This is a genomic window from Asanoa sp. NPDC050611 (assembly GCF_040654855.1).
GTDB lineage: Bacteria > Actinomycetota > Actinomycetes > Mycobacteriales > Micromonosporaceae > Asanoa.
Window position 1 is genome coordinate 1 of the sequence record NZ_JBFAIU010000183.1, and the last position, 15,030, is coordinate 15,030.

The 15,030-nt window shown below is 71.6% G+C and carries 14 protein-coding genes, 1 pseudogene and 1 riboswitch; of the genes and pseudogenes, 5 read left to right on the forward strand and 10 right to left on the reverse strand.

Annotation, left to right across the window (positions count from 1 at the left end; translation table 11 throughout):
• Positions 1 to 103 precede the first annotated feature (103 nt).
• Positions 104 to 3,562, reverse strand: a complete 3,459-nt coding sequence (locus tag AB0H87_RS25350) for a S8 family serine peptidase (RefSeq protein WP_360150371.1) — start codon at positions 3,560 to 3,562, stop codon at positions 104 to 106.
• Between the two features lie 136 nt (positions 3,563 to 3,698).
• Here AB0H87_RS25350 and AB0H87_RS25355 point away from each other — a divergent pair, with 136 nt between their 5' ends.
• Positions 3,699 to 4,403, forward strand: a complete 705-nt coding sequence (locus AB0H87_RS25355; protein WP_360150374.1) for a GNAT family N-acetyltransferase — start codon at positions 3,699 to 3,701, stop codon at positions 4,401 to 4,403.
• A gap of 143 nt (positions 4,404 to 4,546) precedes the next feature.
• Here the strand turns inward: AB0H87_RS25355 and AB0H87_RS25360 are convergent, their stop codons facing one another.
• Together AB0H87_RS25360 and AB0H87_RS25365 are read right to left on the reverse strand one after the other, a co-directional pair.
• Positions 4,547 to 4,936, reverse strand: coding sequence for a hypothetical protein (locus AB0H87_RS25360; RefSeq protein ID WP_360150377.1), 390 nt, complete (start codon positions 4,934 to 4,936; stop codon positions 4,547 to 4,549).
• A 186-nt stretch (positions 4,937 to 5,122) separates the two neighbouring features.
• Complete coding sequence (locus AB0H87_RS25365; protein ID WP_360150380.1) at positions 5,123 to 6,271, reverse strand: AI-2E family transporter; 1,149 nt, start codon at positions 6,269 to 6,271, stop codon at positions 5,123 to 5,125.
• 166 nt (positions 6,272 to 6,437) lie between these two features.
• Here AB0H87_RS25365 and AB0H87_RS25370 point away from each other — a divergent pair, with 166 nt between their 5' ends.
• Positions 6,438 to 7,028: a hypothetical protein gene (locus AB0H87_RS25370; RefSeq protein WP_360150383.1), complete on the forward strand. Its 591-nt coding sequence runs from the start codon at positions 6,438 to 6,440 to the stop codon at positions 7,026 to 7,028.
• Between the two features lie 93 nt (positions 7,029 to 7,121).
• Here the strand turns inward: AB0H87_RS25370 and AB0H87_RS25375 are convergent, their stop codons facing one another.
• A complete protein-coding gene (locus AB0H87_RS25375; RefSeq protein ID WP_360150386.1) occupies positions 7,122 to 7,559 on the reverse strand; it encodes a DUF1801 domain-containing protein in 438 nt (145 codons plus the stop codon).
• A 33-nt stretch (positions 7,560 to 7,592) separates the two neighbouring features.
• Complete coding sequence (locus AB0H87_RS25380; RefSeq protein ID WP_360150389.1) at positions 7,593 to 7,748, reverse strand: hypothetical protein; 156 nt, start codon at positions 7,746 to 7,748, stop codon at positions 7,593 to 7,595.
• A gap of 369 nt (positions 7,749 to 8,117) precedes the next feature.
• A riboswitch (cobalamin riboswitch) is annotated at positions 8,118 to 8,324 on the forward strand.
• Positions 8,325 to 8,451: 127 nt separating this feature from the next.
• Between AB0H87_RS25380 and AB0H87_RS25385 the strand changes: the two genes are divergently transcribed.
• Entirely contained in the window at positions 8,452 to 10,797 is a 2,346-nt protein-coding gene (locus tag AB0H87_RS25385; protein ID WP_360150392.1) for a ribonucleoside-diphosphate reductase subunit alpha, read from the forward strand.
• Between the two features lie 17 nt (positions 10,798 to 10,814).
• On the forward strand, positions 10,815 to 11,792 hold the full coding sequence (locus AB0H87_RS25390; RefSeq protein ID WP_360150410.1) for a ribonucleotide-diphosphate reductase subunit beta: 978 nt from the start codon (positions 10,815 to 10,817) through the stop codon (positions 11,790 to 11,792).
• Here the strand turns inward: AB0H87_RS25390 and AB0H87_RS25395 are convergent.
• The 5 genes from AB0H87_RS25395 to AB0H87_RS25415 form a co-directional block, all read right to left on the reverse strand.
• A complete protein-coding gene (locus AB0H87_RS25395) occupies positions 11,747 to 12,502 on the reverse strand; it encodes a hypothetical protein (RefSeq protein WP_360150395.1) in 756 nt (251 codons plus the stop codon). The genes AB0H87_RS25390 and AB0H87_RS25395 overlap by 46 nt on opposite strands.
• Positions 12,503 to 12,636: 134 nt before the next feature.
• Entirely contained in the window at positions 12,637 to 12,990 is a 354-nt protein-coding gene (locus tag AB0H87_RS25400; protein ID WP_360150398.1) for a hypothetical protein, read from the reverse strand.
• Between the two features lie 46 nt (positions 12,991 to 13,036).
• On the reverse strand, positions 13,037 to 13,657 hold the full coding sequence (locus AB0H87_RS25405; RefSeq protein ID WP_360150401.1) for a TenA family protein: 621 nt from the start codon (positions 13,655 to 13,657) through the stop codon (positions 13,037 to 13,039).
• Positions 13,654 to 14,235, reverse strand: coding sequence for a hypothetical protein (locus tag AB0H87_RS25410; RefSeq protein WP_360150404.1), 582 nt, complete (start codon positions 14,233 to 14,235; stop codon positions 13,654 to 13,656). The genes AB0H87_RS25405 and AB0H87_RS25410 overlap by 4 nt, the downstream gene beginning before the upstream one ends.
• Before the next feature lie 10 nt (positions 14,236 to 14,245).
• Positions 14,246 to 14,728, reverse strand: a complete 483-nt coding sequence (locus AB0H87_RS25415) for a cupin domain-containing protein (protein WP_360150407.1) — start codon at positions 14,726 to 14,728, stop codon at positions 14,246 to 14,248.
• A 22-nt stretch (positions 14,729 to 14,750) separates the two neighbouring features.
• On the opposite strand from AB0H87_RS25415, the pseudogene AB0H87_RS25420 reads away from it, so the two are divergent.
• Positions 14,751 to 15,030, forward strand: a pseudogene (locus tag AB0H87_RS25420) (diadenosine tetraphosphate hydrolase); the annotation flags it as partial.

A 15,030-nucleotide genomic window follows, 5' to 3' on the forward strand; every position in this document is an offset into this window, starting at 1 on the left:
CAACGACGGGTTCGAGCGGCTGGAGACCGACTTCCTGATCCGGGTCGACGGCGACCTCGCCCGGCCCCGCCTCGAAGCCGGCAAGCACACCGCCTGCCGGTTCTCAGGCGCGCGGGTAGGCGCGGATCACGGTCTGGTCGAGCGTGTTGCCGGCGCGGTCGGTCGCCCGCACCCGCAACGAGACCGGTGTGTGGCCGGCCGGCACGAGCGCCACGCCGTCCCGCACCGTCGCCCTCGTCCATCGTGCACCGTCGTCGGTGGACACGTCCACGCGCAGGTCTCGCAGCTTCGCGTTGAAGTCCAGAGCGACACCGTTCCCGCGTACGTCGTAGTCCACGGTCAACAGCGGAAGGTCGCCGGCCGCACCCGAACGGAACGTCCACGCGGTCTCCGTGCGGGTGCCCAGCGTCCAGTCGTCACCGCCGTGCGCGGTGCTGACCGTCAACCGGTAGTTCGCGTTCCCCGGCGTCGTTTCGACGTCCTGCCAGCCGTCGGGCAGCTCCGCGAGCACGGCGCCGTCGCGCCAGAGGGTGGCGTCGACCTCCGCGATGTGCGCGTAGTGGCCCTCGCCGTCGACGAGCCCCGGCACCCGCAGGCGCAGCACGTCACCGGCCCGGGTCGAGTCGACGTCGGTGGGCCGCACGACCGGCGTACCCCAGCTCTGCGTGGCCCGGCCCGGCTTGACGGCGTGCGGCTCGTCGCGGAAGCCGGAGGTCAGCGGGCCCCAGCCCCACGGGTACCCGTCGGACACGTAGTGCTGCCACAGCGAGTCGCCCGCCGAGACCCATTCCTCCCGGACCGATGGCGTACGCGCGTCGCGGGACACGTCGTTCCACGCGTACTCCTGCCACGGGCGCCAGCCGAACCGCTGCTCGCGTACCCAGTCGAAACCGCCGTTGTCCGCGTAGCTCGTCGTGACCCGCTGGCTGTTGGCCGGCGTCACCTTGTGCACCACCTGGTCCGGGATGCGGCCGGGGGAGACCTGGATGACGTCGTAGAGGTACGGGCTGGACGTGGTGAGCTTGAGGTCCAACGTGGACCTGCGGGCCAGTGCCGCCGCCGTCGGCTCGTCGAGCGCCAGCGCGATGACCGGCATCCGCTCGCCCTCCGGCGTCCAGCTCGTCCAGGTCGAGAAGTCCGGCGGCCGCACCATGAGCGCGACCGCGGCCCCGGCCTGTGCCGCCGCGTCGATCTTCGCCAGCTCGTCCTGCTCGTCCGCGGGGATCAGCACCGCCTTGCCGCGCACGTCCCGGTCGCCCCACCTGGCCAGGGCGAAGCGCCTCGTGCCGTCGTACGCCGGGGAGTTGTGCATCAGGTTGAGGTCGATCGGGCCCTGCACGCCTGGCACGTGCGCCTCGACCATCGGCGCGACGAGCTGCCAGCGCGACGAGAACTCGAAGCTGCCGGCACGTACCGGCTTCGTCGGCACGGTGTTGACCTTCTCGACGTTGCTGAAGTGCATGACGCCGTGCGCGATCGACCGGCCGGTGCCGGTCACCCGGTGCGCGTAGTAGCTGAGCACGGCCTGCTGCTCGGCCGGCTTCGGGGTCTCGATCCGGATCGGGCGGCCCTTGCGGGCGTCGACGACGACCTCGACGTCGCGGTCGACGGCCAGCTCCGGGATGACGGTCAGGTTCGCCTGCTCGTCGTTGCGCGCGCCGTCCTCGAACATCGCCTGGAGGATGTAGGTGCCCTCGCGGACCTCGAACGTGGCGCCGCCGTCGCCGGCCCAGGCCAGCAGGTCGTTGCGGGCGTCGTCGCCGAACAGGGTCAGCACCGGGACGGACGCCGGCTTCCCGGTGCGGTCGAGGGCGCGGACGGTGACGTGGTGGACCGGGCCGTCCTTGACGGCACCGACGGCGGTGGTCACGCGTACGCCGGTCGCGGTCGCGGTGATCCAGCCGCTGAGCGTGCCGAGCGGGAGGGTGCCGACGTCGACGCTCGCGTCGACGGTCGCGGTGCCGTTAGCCGGGACGGTGACGCTGGTGGCGCTCAGCTTGACGTACGTCGGGCCGGTCAACGCCAGCGTCACGGGCGTGCTGCCGCTGTTGGCGTACGTGATGGTGCGGCTCGCGTCCGCCGGCGGCTCCCCGACGGTGTGCAGGCCGAAGTCGGCGACGCCCGTGCCGGTCACCTGCTGCGTGCTGGCCCGGGCGACGTCGACGCGGCCGGCGCCCTGCGCGTACACCGGCAGGTCCGCCGCGGTGTCGGCCGTGCTGACGAGGGCGTTCTTGATCTGTGGGCCGGTCCAGTCCGGGTGCTCCTGCGCGAGGATCGCGGCGGCGCCGGCGACGTGCGGCGTGGCCATCGAGGTGCCGGACGCGGCCGTGTAGCGGGCGTCGACGGGGCTGCCCATCACCGTGCCGGCGGCGCGGGCGGCGACGATGTCGACGCCGGGCGCGGTGATCTCCGGCTTGAGGCCCTGGTCGCCGAGGCGGGGGCCGCGGCTGGAGAAGCTGGCGAGCTTGTCGGCGCGGTCGACGGCGCCGACGGTCAGCGCGCTGCGGGCGGCGCCGGGCGAGCCGACGGTGCTGGTGCCGCCGGCGTTGCCGGCCGCGATCACGAACAGGGCTTTGCTCTGCTCGCTGAGCTCGTCGACGGCGAGGCTCATCGGGTCGAGCCCGTCGGTCGGGTCGCCGCCGAGGCTCATGCTGACGACCGCGGCGCCGCTGTCGACGGCCCACTGCATGCCCTCGATGATCTGCGACTCGTAGCCGGAGCCGCTGTCGTCGAGGACCTTGCCGACGAGCAGGTTCGCGCCGTACGCGATGCCCTTGCGGCGCCCGTCGGACGCGGCGCCGGTGCCGGCGATGGTGGACGCGACGTGCGTACCGTGGCCGTGGTGGTCCGTCGCGTCGGCGGTCGAGGTGAAGTTGCGGGCCTCGGCGACCTTGCCGGCCAGGTCGGGGTGGGTGCCGTCGACGCCGGTGTCGAGCACGGCGACCGTGACGCCGCGCCCGTCGAGGCCGCGCTGCCAGGCCTGCGGTGCGCCGATCTGGGCGGCACTCTGGTCGAGCGCGGCGCGGACCTTGCCGTCGAGGTAGATGGTGCTGGTGCTTGCTTGCCTTGTCGCGGCGTCGGCCTGCGTCTGGGACCGCCAGAAGTCGGCGAGGGTGTCCTTGGCGGGGGCGATGGCGCTGGCGCCGATGCTGGGCAGGTTCGGCGCGGTGCGCTGGTTGGCTCCGCCCTTGACGATCAGTGGGAGGGTCGTGGTGGCCGCGTCGCCGTAGCCGTCGGCGATCAGCTTCTCGACGTCGAAGAGGTCGGCGTCGAGGCGCTTGTCGGCGATGAGGGGCACGGCGTCGCTGGGCAGGACCCGCAGGCCACCGTCGACCTCGAGGGTGTGGAAGGTGATGCGCTCGCGGCCCTTGGCCGGCTGGACGCTCGCGGCGTAGCGGCCGTCGGCGGCCCGGACGAGGTCGACGGTGTCGCCGGTGACGAGGGTGATCCTGGCTGCTGTGGGGGTGGCCGCGGTCCCGGGTGGGGATCCGTGGGCCACCGCCGCTCCGGGCAGGACCGCCACACCGGCGACGACGACGCCGGCGAGCAGACGACTGAACATGGGGGACTCCTTCGCGCGGTGGTTCGCTGCACGCATCCTGGAGTCTCGATATTCATGTTCGTGTCACCTGGGGCTGCCGCAGTGCGGACATGGCACGATGTGGACACCTTCGCCCCGGGGTTGACATGATGCGGCGATGACCGATGATCCACTGCTGGCCCGGGCCCGCCGGCTCTGGTGCCTGCTCGCGGGATCACCTGTTGTTTTCGGTGGTACGGGCATCGACGTGGCCGTCTCGCCGTCGTCGGCCCTGTGCCCGCCGGGATGGGTCGGTGTGGTCTCGCTGGGCTCGGCGACGATCGCCACGGTGCCGTCGTCGTGGGCGCTGCACACCCTCGCCGCGGTGCCGGCCTCGTCCTGGCTGGACCCGCATGCCATCCGCGCGGCGTTGCCGGTTGCGTCGACCCTGGGCCCGGCCACCCTGGCCTACCTGGACGCGCCCGCGTTCCGCCCGGTTGAGGGTGCTGTCGGCATCGCGGCGGACGACCCGGAGGTGAAGGCGCTGCTGGCCCGGGTGCCGGCCGAGGACGCCGAGGAGTCGGCCCTGTCGGAGATCACCTCGCCGGCCTTCGTGGCGCTCGAGGGCCCACGCGTCGTCGCGGCGGCAGGCTACCGCCTGTGGCCGGGCGGCACGGCCCACCTGAGCGTCCTGACGGACCCGACACACCGTAGTCGTGGCCTGGCCCGAGCGACAGCATCGGCGGCGATCGCCGCGGCGCTGGCTGAGGGCCTCCTACCGCAGTGGCGGGCCCGCCATGCCCCGTCACGCCGGGTAGCGGCGGCCCTGGGCTTCCGCGCCGTGGGCTGGCAACTCAGCCTGCGCCTAGCGACACCATCCTGACGGCGCGGTTCACGTCGTCTGGGTCGCCGGAACTCTGTCGCCATGACCCGTCGCGCCGGGTGGCGGTGGCCTTGGGTTTCCGCGCCGTGGGCTGGCAACTCAGCCCGCGCCAACCGCACCATCCTGGCGGCGCAGGCGCCGGGTCACGTCTCTGGGTCGCCGAGACGCTGTGGCGGGCCCGGACCGTGGAGGGCTATCTGGTGTCGCACCGACGGCGATGCTCGCGCGTGGGGCGGCGTCAACCGGTGGGTGACGTCGTCGAGGAGGTTGGCGAGGTCGTCGAGGCTCGACAGGTCGTAGGCGACCGTGGCGATGACCTCCGTCGACACCGTTAGGTGGTCGAGTTCGGCCTCGCCGCTGGTCCAGACTGTTAGTTGCAGCGCGTGGTGGGTGGTTGTCCACACGGCCGTCACCGATGGCTTTTTCCAGGTGGTGGGGCTTCGTTCTACCGTCCACTGCGCCCCGGCGGCCCGCCACGTGGTGGCGCGAGCGGCCGTCGCGTCGGCGACGTCGTCGAGGTCGAGATCCATCACGTTGAGGATGGTAGGGCGGCTGCGGCGGAGGGCAGGGGCCTCAGGAATTGACCGTGACCCGCCGCGGGCGTGGCAGCGTAGCGCAGCGGAGCGGTGTCCGGCGGGAGCGACGGTCGTGCCCACGACAGGCCCGGGACATCTCTTGAGCTATTCGCGCCACGGGCATTCCGGAAGGGGTATCCATGGCTATTCGCGCCATGGGCTTTCCGGCTTGCGGCGCCGGCGGTGGGGTATCCAGCGGCGTTGGCGGCGGGGCGGGTGGCCCGCGCGCCAGCGGACCTCGGCGCGGATGCTGCCGCCGCCTGCCAGGAACAGGTCGACCCAGCGGGTGCCCGGGGACGCGTCCACCAGCAGTGCGCGGGCGAGCAGGGTGAGGGGGACGGCCAGCACAGCGCCCACGCCGCCCAGGATGAAGGTCCAGAAGATCAGCGACAGGAACGTGACCGTGACCGAGAGGTTGACGCTGTCGCCGACGATTTTCGGTTGGACGATCGACTGCAGGACGAAGTTGATGACGCTGTAGACGACGATCACCACGACCATCAGGCCGACGCCGCCTTCCAGGAGGGCGAGGACCGCCGGTGGGGCCAGGCCGATGACGAAGCCGATGTTGGGGATGTAGTTGGTGACGAAGGCGATCACCGCCCACAGGACGGCCAGGGGGATGCCGAGGATCCACAGTGCGATGCCGTCGAAGATGGCTACCACGAGGCCGAAGATCGTGGACACCACGAGGTAGCGGCGGGTGCCGCTGACGAACTGGCGCAACGCCCGGGTCAGGGATGGGCGGACCAGGTCGGCCCGGGCCATCCGGCTGGGGTAGCCGCCGGTCTCGACCGCCATGAACAGCAGCAGGGTCACCAGGAAGACCACGTCCGTGAGCAGCGAGAACGCCGCGCCGGCGACTGTTTGCGCGATGTTGGCCAGCGTGCCCGGGTCGATCCGGGTGACGAGCTGCTGGGCGTCGTCGGCCTCGACGCCCTGCTCCTGCAGCCACTTTTGCACCGAGTCGATGATGTCGCTGGCCCGGTCCGAATAGCGCGGTGCGATCGAGGCGAGCTGGATGCCGGCCGCGACCAGCGAGTACACGCCGGCGGCGAGGATGCCGTAGAGGATGATGATCAGCACCACGGTGGCGAGCCAGCCGGGCATCCAGCGCGCCAGGAACGAGCGGACCGGGCTGAGCGTGACGACCAGGATCAGCGCCAGCAGGATCGGGCCGAGCAGGCCGCCCGCCGCGCGCATGCCGGCGGTCACCACGACCAGCGCCGCGGTGACGTAGAGGGCACGCGTCACTCCCGCGGTGCCGCGCCGATCCTCCCCGCCGCTCCGCACAGTTCATCTCATCACGTACCAGCATTTTCAGTCACAAATCGCAAATGGCCGACCGGGCGGAACCAACCGATAACGAACGTGAAGATCAGTCCAACGTGGTTACCTGACAGCGGGTCGCGCCCCGTTCATGAGCTTTACCCAGACAACAAGCAGTTGGGGTGATCTTGTGACGATATCCGTACTCGCCCGCCTCGGCGGAGCCGCCGTCGCTGCGGTGGTGATCGGCCTTACCGCCGCGCCGGCCTCGGCCTCCGGGGTGACCATCAAAATCGACCAGGCGGACGTCGGCCAGACCGCGGCCGCGTTCCCGGTCCACCAGTGCGACCCGAAGCTCGGCGGCGGCCCGTTCGCCGGCGAGGACGTGTGGGTCTTCGCCCTGCCCCGCCCACAGCAGCAGGGTGAGTTCCGCTCGGTCACGATCGAGTTCGCGACCGAGGGCGGCCCGGTCACCGAAACGATCACGACGGCGCCCGCGAGCGACCGCGCGATCGTCGGCGACCGTGCGTGGATCCGTACGTCCGCGGGCCTGAGCCCGTCGGGCGAACTGCTCAACCCGTTCTCGATCATCAACGCCACGGCCACGATCACGGGCGCCGACGGCACCTTCGACCTGGCTCAGACGTGCCCGGCGGGCCTGCCGGTCACGGGCCCGGGGGTAGCCGGCCTGTCCGTGCTCCAGCTCGCTGGCCTCGGCGGCGGCCTGACCCTGGCCGGCCTGCTCCTGGTCGGACTCCAACGGCGACGCCGCACGGCCTGACCGCGCAAGCACCGGGCACCCCGCTCGACCACGGGGGTGCCCGGTGCTGGCCCGTCGGGTCGCCGGTGCTGGCCCACGGGTGCCCGGCGCCGGCTAGGAGTCCTGACCCCGATGCACCCGGGCCGAGCGCTCGATCAGCTCGCGCAACGCGCCCTCGTCCACGTCGGAGAGCCGGTTGAGATAGAGACAGCCCTTGCCGGTCCTGTGCTTACCGAGCCGGGCCACCGTCCTGGCATACCGCTCCTGGTAGCCACCGACCAGATAGACCACCAGGTTGGCCTTGCGCGGCGAGAACCCGGCCAGCGGCGCGTCACCTTCGTGCCCACTCTCGTACCGGTAGTGGTAGCTCCCGAACCCCACGATGCTGGCACCCCACATGCGCGGCGCCTCACCGGTGATCTCACCCATGAGCGCGACGAGGGTACGCGCGTCGGCGCGCCGCCGCTCGTCGGCCACGGCCGCGAGAAACGACTCCACCGCGGCGTCGACGGGAACCATCGCCTTCTTCGCGCCCGCTGACGAACTGGCCATGCCTCATCGTGCCCCATCGAAGCGCACGGGCGGTCACGGTCCAGCCTCGATGTCGTCCAGGAACCGCAGGGCGGCCGCGGCGTTCTCGATCCGCCGGGTCAGCAGCACCCGGTCGCCGGGCCAGGCCCACGCCCCGGCGCAGGCGTAAGGCGATCTTGGCCAGTAGCTCCGAGCGCATGTCCCGGACATGGGTGACCGGGCCGCCACGGGCCTGACCGGCGGCGCCAAGGGACCGTCAGGATCACCGGCTCCACGGTCAAGGACGCGTCAAGGTGCTTGCCGCCGGCGCCGGCCCGGGCCGAGCGTGGAGGCGTGGAAGCCAGGTCCAGCCGGTCGACCGTACTCGCCGCCGCCATGGTGGTGGCCCTTCGCCTCGGATCGTTGCTCGCGTTCGCTGCCGTCGCCGCCGCGCTGATGCGCTGAGGGCCGGGCACCCTACCGGTCGCGATGCGCCGCTGCGGGCGCGCCGCGCCGGGCGCGGCTGTGACGTTCGGCATCCGCGAACCCGACACGCCCGACACCACATCTGGTGTTGCGCAACCGAGGGTGCACCCATATATGGTGTCTCACGCAGCTGGTTCGAGCGTCCCCACAAGACGGTCGAGGCAACAGGGAACCCGGTGCGAAGCCGGGACTGCCCCGCAGCGGTGAGTGGGAACGAACGCCGTCAACGAAGCACTGGGCCCCGGCCCGGGAAGCGACGGCCAGTAGGCACGAGCACGACGCCCACGAGTCCGAAGACCTGCCAGCGCGCCGCACGCCCACCGGTGTGCGGCGGTCGAAGGCCGCGCGGGACGGCCGACGTCAGCACCGGGCCGCCGCCGTCGCGGGCCGGCGGCGTCAGCGTGCGCGTCCGACGACCTTCCGAACACCGAGCGTGCGGAGGGGGACCATGACGGTCACGCAAGAGAAGGTCGTGCCGGAGCAGCGCCGGCACGTGATGAGCGTGCGCAAGCGCAACGGCGACCTCGAGCCGGTCGACGTCAACAAGATCGTCAAAGCGGTCGAGCGGTGGGTCGGCGACCTCGACGAGGTCGACCCGCTGCGGGTGGCGACCCGGACGATCAGCGGGCTCTACGACGGCGCCACCACCGCCGAGCTCGACAAGCTGTCGATCCAGACGGCCGCCGAGCTGACCGGCGAGGAGCCGCAGTACTCGCGCCTCGCGGCCCGGCTGCTGGCGGCCTATGTGGACAAGGAGGTGCGCGGCCAGGGTGTCGCGACCTTCAGCCAGTCGATCCGGTACGCGCACGGCCTCGGCCTCATCGGCGACGAGACGGCGGCCTTCGTGGCCCGCAACGCCCGCAAGCTCGACGACGCCGTCGACCCGACCGGCGACCGGCGGTTCGAGTACTTCGGCCTGCGCACCATCGCCGACCGTTATCTCCTCAAGCATCCCGAGACCCGCCTGGTGGTGGAGACGCCGCAGTACTGGCTGCTGCGCGTGGCCTGCGGCCTGTCGCAGAACCCCGCGGAGGCGATCGGCTTCTACCGGCTCATGTCCAGCCTGGCCTACCTGCCCAGCTCGCCGACGCTGTTCAACTCCGGCACCCGGCACACGCAGATGTCGTCGTGCTTCCTGGTCGACTCGCCGCGCGACGAGCTGGACTCCATCTACGAGCGGTACCACCAGGTCGCGAAGCTGTCGAAGTTCTCGGGCGGGATCGGCATCTCCTGGTCCCGGATCAGGGGCCGGGGTGCGCTCATCCGGGGCACGAACGGCAGGTCGAACGGGATCGTGCCGTTCCTCAAGACGCTCGACGCCGGCGTGGCCGCGGTCAACCAGGGCGGCCGGCGCAAGGGCGCGGCGTGTGTCTACCTCGAACCGTGGCACCCGGACGTCGAGGAGTTCCTGGAGCTGCGCGACAACACGGGCGAGGAGTCCCGGCGTACGCACAACCTCAACCTCGCCAACTGGATCCCGGACGAGTTCATGCGCCGCGTCGAGGCTGACGGCGAGTGGTCCCTGATCGACCCGACCGACGCGCCGGAACTGCCCGACCTGCACGGCGAGGCGTTCGACGAGGCCTACCGCGCCGCGGAGAAGAAGGCCGTGAAGACGGTCAAGGCGCGCGACCTCTACGCCCGGATGATGCGCACGCTCGCGCAGACCGGCAACGGCTGGATGACGTTCAAGGACCGGGCCAACGCGCTGTCCAACCAGACCGGTGCGCCCGGCAACACCATCCACCTGTCCAACCTGTGCACCGAGATCCTCGAGGTGAACTCGGACGACGAGACCGCCGTCTGCAACCTCGGCTCGGTCAACCTGGCCGCGCACGTCACCGACGACGGGATCGACTGGGACAAGCTGCGCGCGACCGTGCGCACCGCGGTCGTGTTCCTGGACCGGGTCATCGACATCAACTACTACCCGTCGGTGCAGGCGGCGGCGTCGAACCCGCGCTGGCGGCCGGTCGGGCTCGGGCTGATGGGGCTGCAGGACGTGTTCTTCGCGCGGCGGCTGCCGTTCGACTCGGACGAGGCCCGTGAGCTGTCGACCCGGATCCAGGAGGAGATCCTGCTGACGGCGCTGGAGACGTCGGCGGGGTTGGCGGCGGAGTTCGGCGCGCACCCGGCCTTCGCGGAGACGCGCGCGGCGAACGGCGACCTGCATCCGGACCTCTGGGGTGCGACGCCGACGCAGACCGCGCGGTGGGCGGCCGTGCGGCAACGCGTTGCGGAACACGGCTTGCGCAACTCCCTGCTCGTCGCGATCGCGCCGACGGCCACCATCGCGTCGATCGCCGGGTGCTACGAGTGCATCGAGCCCCAGGTCTCCAACCTGTTCAAACGCGAGACCATGTCCGGCGAGTTCCTGCAGGTCAACACCTATCTGGTACGCGAGCTGAAGGCGCGCGGCCTGTGGACGGTCGAGACGCGGGAGCGGATCAAGCGGGCCGAGGGTTCCGTGCAGGACGTCGCGGCGTTGCCGGCCGACGTCCGGGAGCTGTTCCGCACCGCCTGGGAGCTGCCGCAGCGGGCCCTGATCGACCTGGCCGCGGCGCGCGCGCCGTACATCGACCAGTCGCAGTCGCTGAACCTGTTCTTGAGCGCGCCCACCATCGGCAAGCTCTCCTCGATGTACCTCTACGCCTGGAAAGCCGGGCTGAAGACCACCTACTACCTGCGGTCGCGCCCCGCGACCCGGATCCAGCAGGCGACCGTCGCGATCATCGCGCCGGACGCCGTCGCCTGCTCTCTCGAGAACCCCGAAAGCTGCGAGGCCTGCCAGTGAGCCTGCTCGACCCCGGTATGGACCTGACCCTGCGACCCATGCGCTATCCGGCGTTCTTCGACCGGTTCAAGGACGCCATCAGGAACACCTGGACCGTGGAGGAGGTCGACCTGCACTCCGACCTCGCCGACCTGGCCAAGCTCTCGCCCGCCGAGCACCACCTGGTCTCGCGGCTCGTGGCGTTCTTCGCGACCGGCGACACGATCGTCGCGAACAACCTCGTGCTCAACCTCTACCAGCACGTCAACTCGCCCGAGGGGCGGCTCTACCTGTCGCGGCAGCTGTTCGAGGAGGCCGTGCACGTCCAGTTCTACCTCAACCTGCTCGACACGTACGTGCCGGACGAGCGGGAGCGGCACGAGGCGTTCGCGGCCGTCGAGAACATCCCGTCGATCGCCCGCAAGGCCGAGTTCTGTTTCAAGTGGATCGACTCGGTGTTCTCCTTGCGGGAGCTGCGTACCCGGGAGGATCGCAAGGCGTTCCTGCTCAACCTGATCTGCTTTGCGGCCTGCATCGAGGGGCTGTTCTTCTACGGTGCGTTCGCGTACGTCTACTTCCTGCGCTCGCGCGGGCTGCTGCACGGGCTGGCGAGCGGCACCAACTGGGTGTTCCGCGACGAGTCGATGCACATGGCGTTCGCGTTCGACGTGGTCGAGACGGTCCGGCGGGAGGAGCCGGACCTGTTCGACGACGAGCTGTCCGCGGCGGTGACCGAGATGATCGCCGAGGCGGTGGAGTGCGAGGTGCAGTTCGCGGCGGACCTGCTGGAGCAGGGCGTCAGCGGACTGTCCCTTTCGGACATGCGGTCGTACCTGCAGCACGTGGCCGACCGGAGGCTGGCCACGCTCGGCCTGCCGACGCGCTACGGGAGCCAGAACCCGTTCGCGTTCATGGAGCTGCAGGACGTGCAGGAGCTGTCGAACTTCTTCGAGCGCCGCGTGTCGGCCTATCAGGTCGGCGTCACGGGCACGGTCAGCTTCGACGACGACTTCTGAGTGGCGGTCGGGCGCGCCGGGACGGACCGGCGCGCCTGCGCCCATCGGACGGCGGCCGGTGCGGCGAGCCCGGTCAACGCGAACATCGCGCCCACCACGTACCAACCGGCCGTCCCCCAGCTGATGCAGAGGGCGATCAGCAGGCTCGGGCCGAGCGCCTCGGCCAGCCCGGCACCGAGCCCGAACACGCCGAGGTACTGGCCGGTCGCCTCCACCGGCGCGAGGGCGAACGACACCTCGAAGCCCGCGGCGGAGTGCCACAGCTCGCCGACCGTGTGCACGACGGCGGCGGTCAGCAGCAGGGCCGCGGCGGCCCAGGCCGGGATCGCCCGGGTGAGCGAGATCAGCGAGCAGGAGGCGAGAAAGGCCAGACCGGCGCGGCGGTACGCACGGCCGCCGGCGGTGGGGGAGTCGATGCCCCGGCTCGCCCGGACCTGGAACGCCACCACCATCAGCGTGCTCACGAGCATGGTGCCCGAGACGATCCAGGCGGGCGCCCGCGTCGCCGTCACCAGCCACAGTGGAATGGCCACGGTCAGCACCTTGAACTGGATGGCCATGATGCCGTCGACGGCGGTGAGCAGGAGGTAGGGCCGGTCGCCGAGCGCGACGCGGCGCGGGCCGTCGGTGACCGGCTCGGGCGTGACCGCCGGCAGGCCGACCAGGATCACGGCGGAGACCACGAACGCGACGGCGTTGCCGACGACCATCACCTGGTACGCGCTGACCGTGCCGACCTGGACCGCCCAGCCGGCCCCGAGCGCGCCGACCGAGACGCCGACGTTCGTGACCGCGCGCAGGTAGGCCCGGAACGCCTGCGGCCGCTCGCCGCCGAAGTGCCGGATCAGCGTGCCGCGAGCCCGGCCGCCTTGGCCCCGGTGGCCAGGCAGACCGTGGCGACGAACGGCCAGAAGCTGTGCACGAGCACGAACGACGCCGTGGCGAGGGCCTGGACGGCGAGGGTGACCGCGTAGACGCCGCGCGGTCCGTGCCGGTCGGCGAGGTGACCGACCGCGATGCCGAGCGCCAGCGACAGGGAGCCGGCCAGCGCCAGGCCGAGGCCGACCTGGGTCGCGGGCAGGTGCACGGCCTGGGTGAAGTAGAGCACTCCGGCCGTGAGGTAGAGCCCGCTGCCGACGGTGTAGACCAGGTTCGAGGCGGCCAGCAGGCGCTGTGGTCGGCTGGCGGGCAGCAGCATGCCGACAGTCTTATTGCAAACTATTGGCAATAGCAAGCCCTTGGCATCAGCTCCGGTAGGCTGACTCGAAGAAGCTGACCTCGAGGCGCATCGCGCGGCGGTAGACGTCGGCCGTGCGGGCGTCGCCGGGGCGGGCGTACGTGTCCAGCAGGCTCTCCAGCCGGCCCGCGAGCTGCTCGAAGCCGGGCTCGGCGTAGGTGCGGATCCAGTCGCCGTACCGGTCGGCGTGGTCCTCGGCGGCCAGCGACTGGCCCAGGTGGGCGTAGAGGCGCATGCACGGCGTGAGGGCGGCGCAGAGGTGGCCGAGGTCGCCGAGCGCCGCGGTGGCCAGCAGGAAGTCGGTGTAGGCGAGCGTCGCCGGCAGGGGATCGACCCGCGCCAGGTCGATGCCGAGCTTCCCGGCGTACGCCTCGTGCAGGCGCAGCTCCGCGCGGAGCCCGGCGAGCAGGTCGGCGAACGCGTCGAAGCCCTTGCGGTCGGGGCTGTGCGCGATGCCGAGCGCGTAACCGCGGCCGAACGACTCGAGGTAGAACGCGTCCTGTGCGACGTACCCGGCGAAGGTCTGTTCCTTCAGCGTCCCGTCGGCGAGACCGCGGACGAACGGGTGCGTGCGGGCCTCCTCGGCCAGGTCGGCGTTGTCCAGCCAGAGGGTGCGGGCGATGCTCACTTCGCCGGCCCCCAGAACGCGGCCTCCGCGGCGGCGACGGCCGCGAACACCGCGTCGTTCGCGGGTCCGTCGCCGGCGGCCTCCGCCAGCCCCGCGACATAGCCGGCGAAGCCCGGCGCGGTCCAGTGCTCGACGTACTCGCGGAACGCCGGCGCGCCCGGCGCGGCGAAGGTCCACGCGTCGAGGTAGGCGCGCTCGATCGCCCAGAGCCCGACCAGCGCGTCGTCGACGGGCCCGGCGTCCAGCTTCCTGAGCAGCTCGCGGTAGGCGAGCGTGGCGGGTCCCGGCGCCGCGGTCAGGTCCAGCCCGAGCTGTGCGGCCTTGTCCTCGAACCACGTCAGCTCGTCGACCAGCGCGACCGCGCCGGCGGCGAGCACCGCCTGGGCGTGCCGCGGCGCACGGGCCAGCAGCCGCGCCTGGAACGCCAGCAGGTCGGCCACGAAGTGATGGTCCTGCACGAGCCACTCCGCGAAGTCGGCCGGCGGCAACGTGCCGTCGCGTACCCCCGTCAGGAATGGATGGTTGGTGGCCGCGGCCCACGCTTCCGCGTGCCGCCCGAGAAGATCGTCCAGCTGCACGCGGGCGACCCTACCCGGCCTCCCGCGCCGACCAGGACAGGGCGTCGAGGTTGACGACGATCGCCTCCTGCGTGGTGCGGGCGATCACGACGACCGCCTCCGTGTCCGGGTCGGGGTTCTCCTCGCGGTGCGGCACCCAGGGCGGCACGAAGATGTAGTCGCCGGGCGCGGTCCGCACACGGGTCTCGACGGGCTCGTCGCCCTCGAGGTCGAGGAAGACGAAGACGGGCGTGCCGGCGAGCACGAAGATGGCGGTCTCGGAGGCACCGTGGTGATGGTTGCCGGAGTTCGTCCCCGCGGGCACATGGGTCTGGCCCATCCACAGGTGGGCCGCGCCGACGGTCCGGCCGCTGATGGCCTCCCGGCGCGTCATCCCGGTGGTCTGCGAGGTCTGGTCGACGAGCCCGGCGGGCGCGACCCGGTGCAGGCGCCGGTGAAAGGCGTCGATCCCATCGGGTACGACGACGCCGCTGGGCGTGCGCGTGACGGCCATCGACCCAGCGTAGTCTCGCGCCATGATCGACTGGCGGACGGACCGGATCGGATCGGCGCTGCGCGGACAGAACCCGACGGTGCTCGCCCGGCTGGAGTCGGGCTTTGCCGTGATCGGCGACACGCAGTTCCTGCCGGGATACTGCGTGCTGCTCACCGACGACCCGGGCGTCGACCGGCTGCTCGACCTGCCGCGGGCGCGCCGGCTCGCCTTCCTCGCCGACATGGACCTGATCGGCGAGGCCGTCGCGGCGGTCTGCGCGCGGCGCGACCCGGACTTCCAGCGGATCAACTACGCGGTCC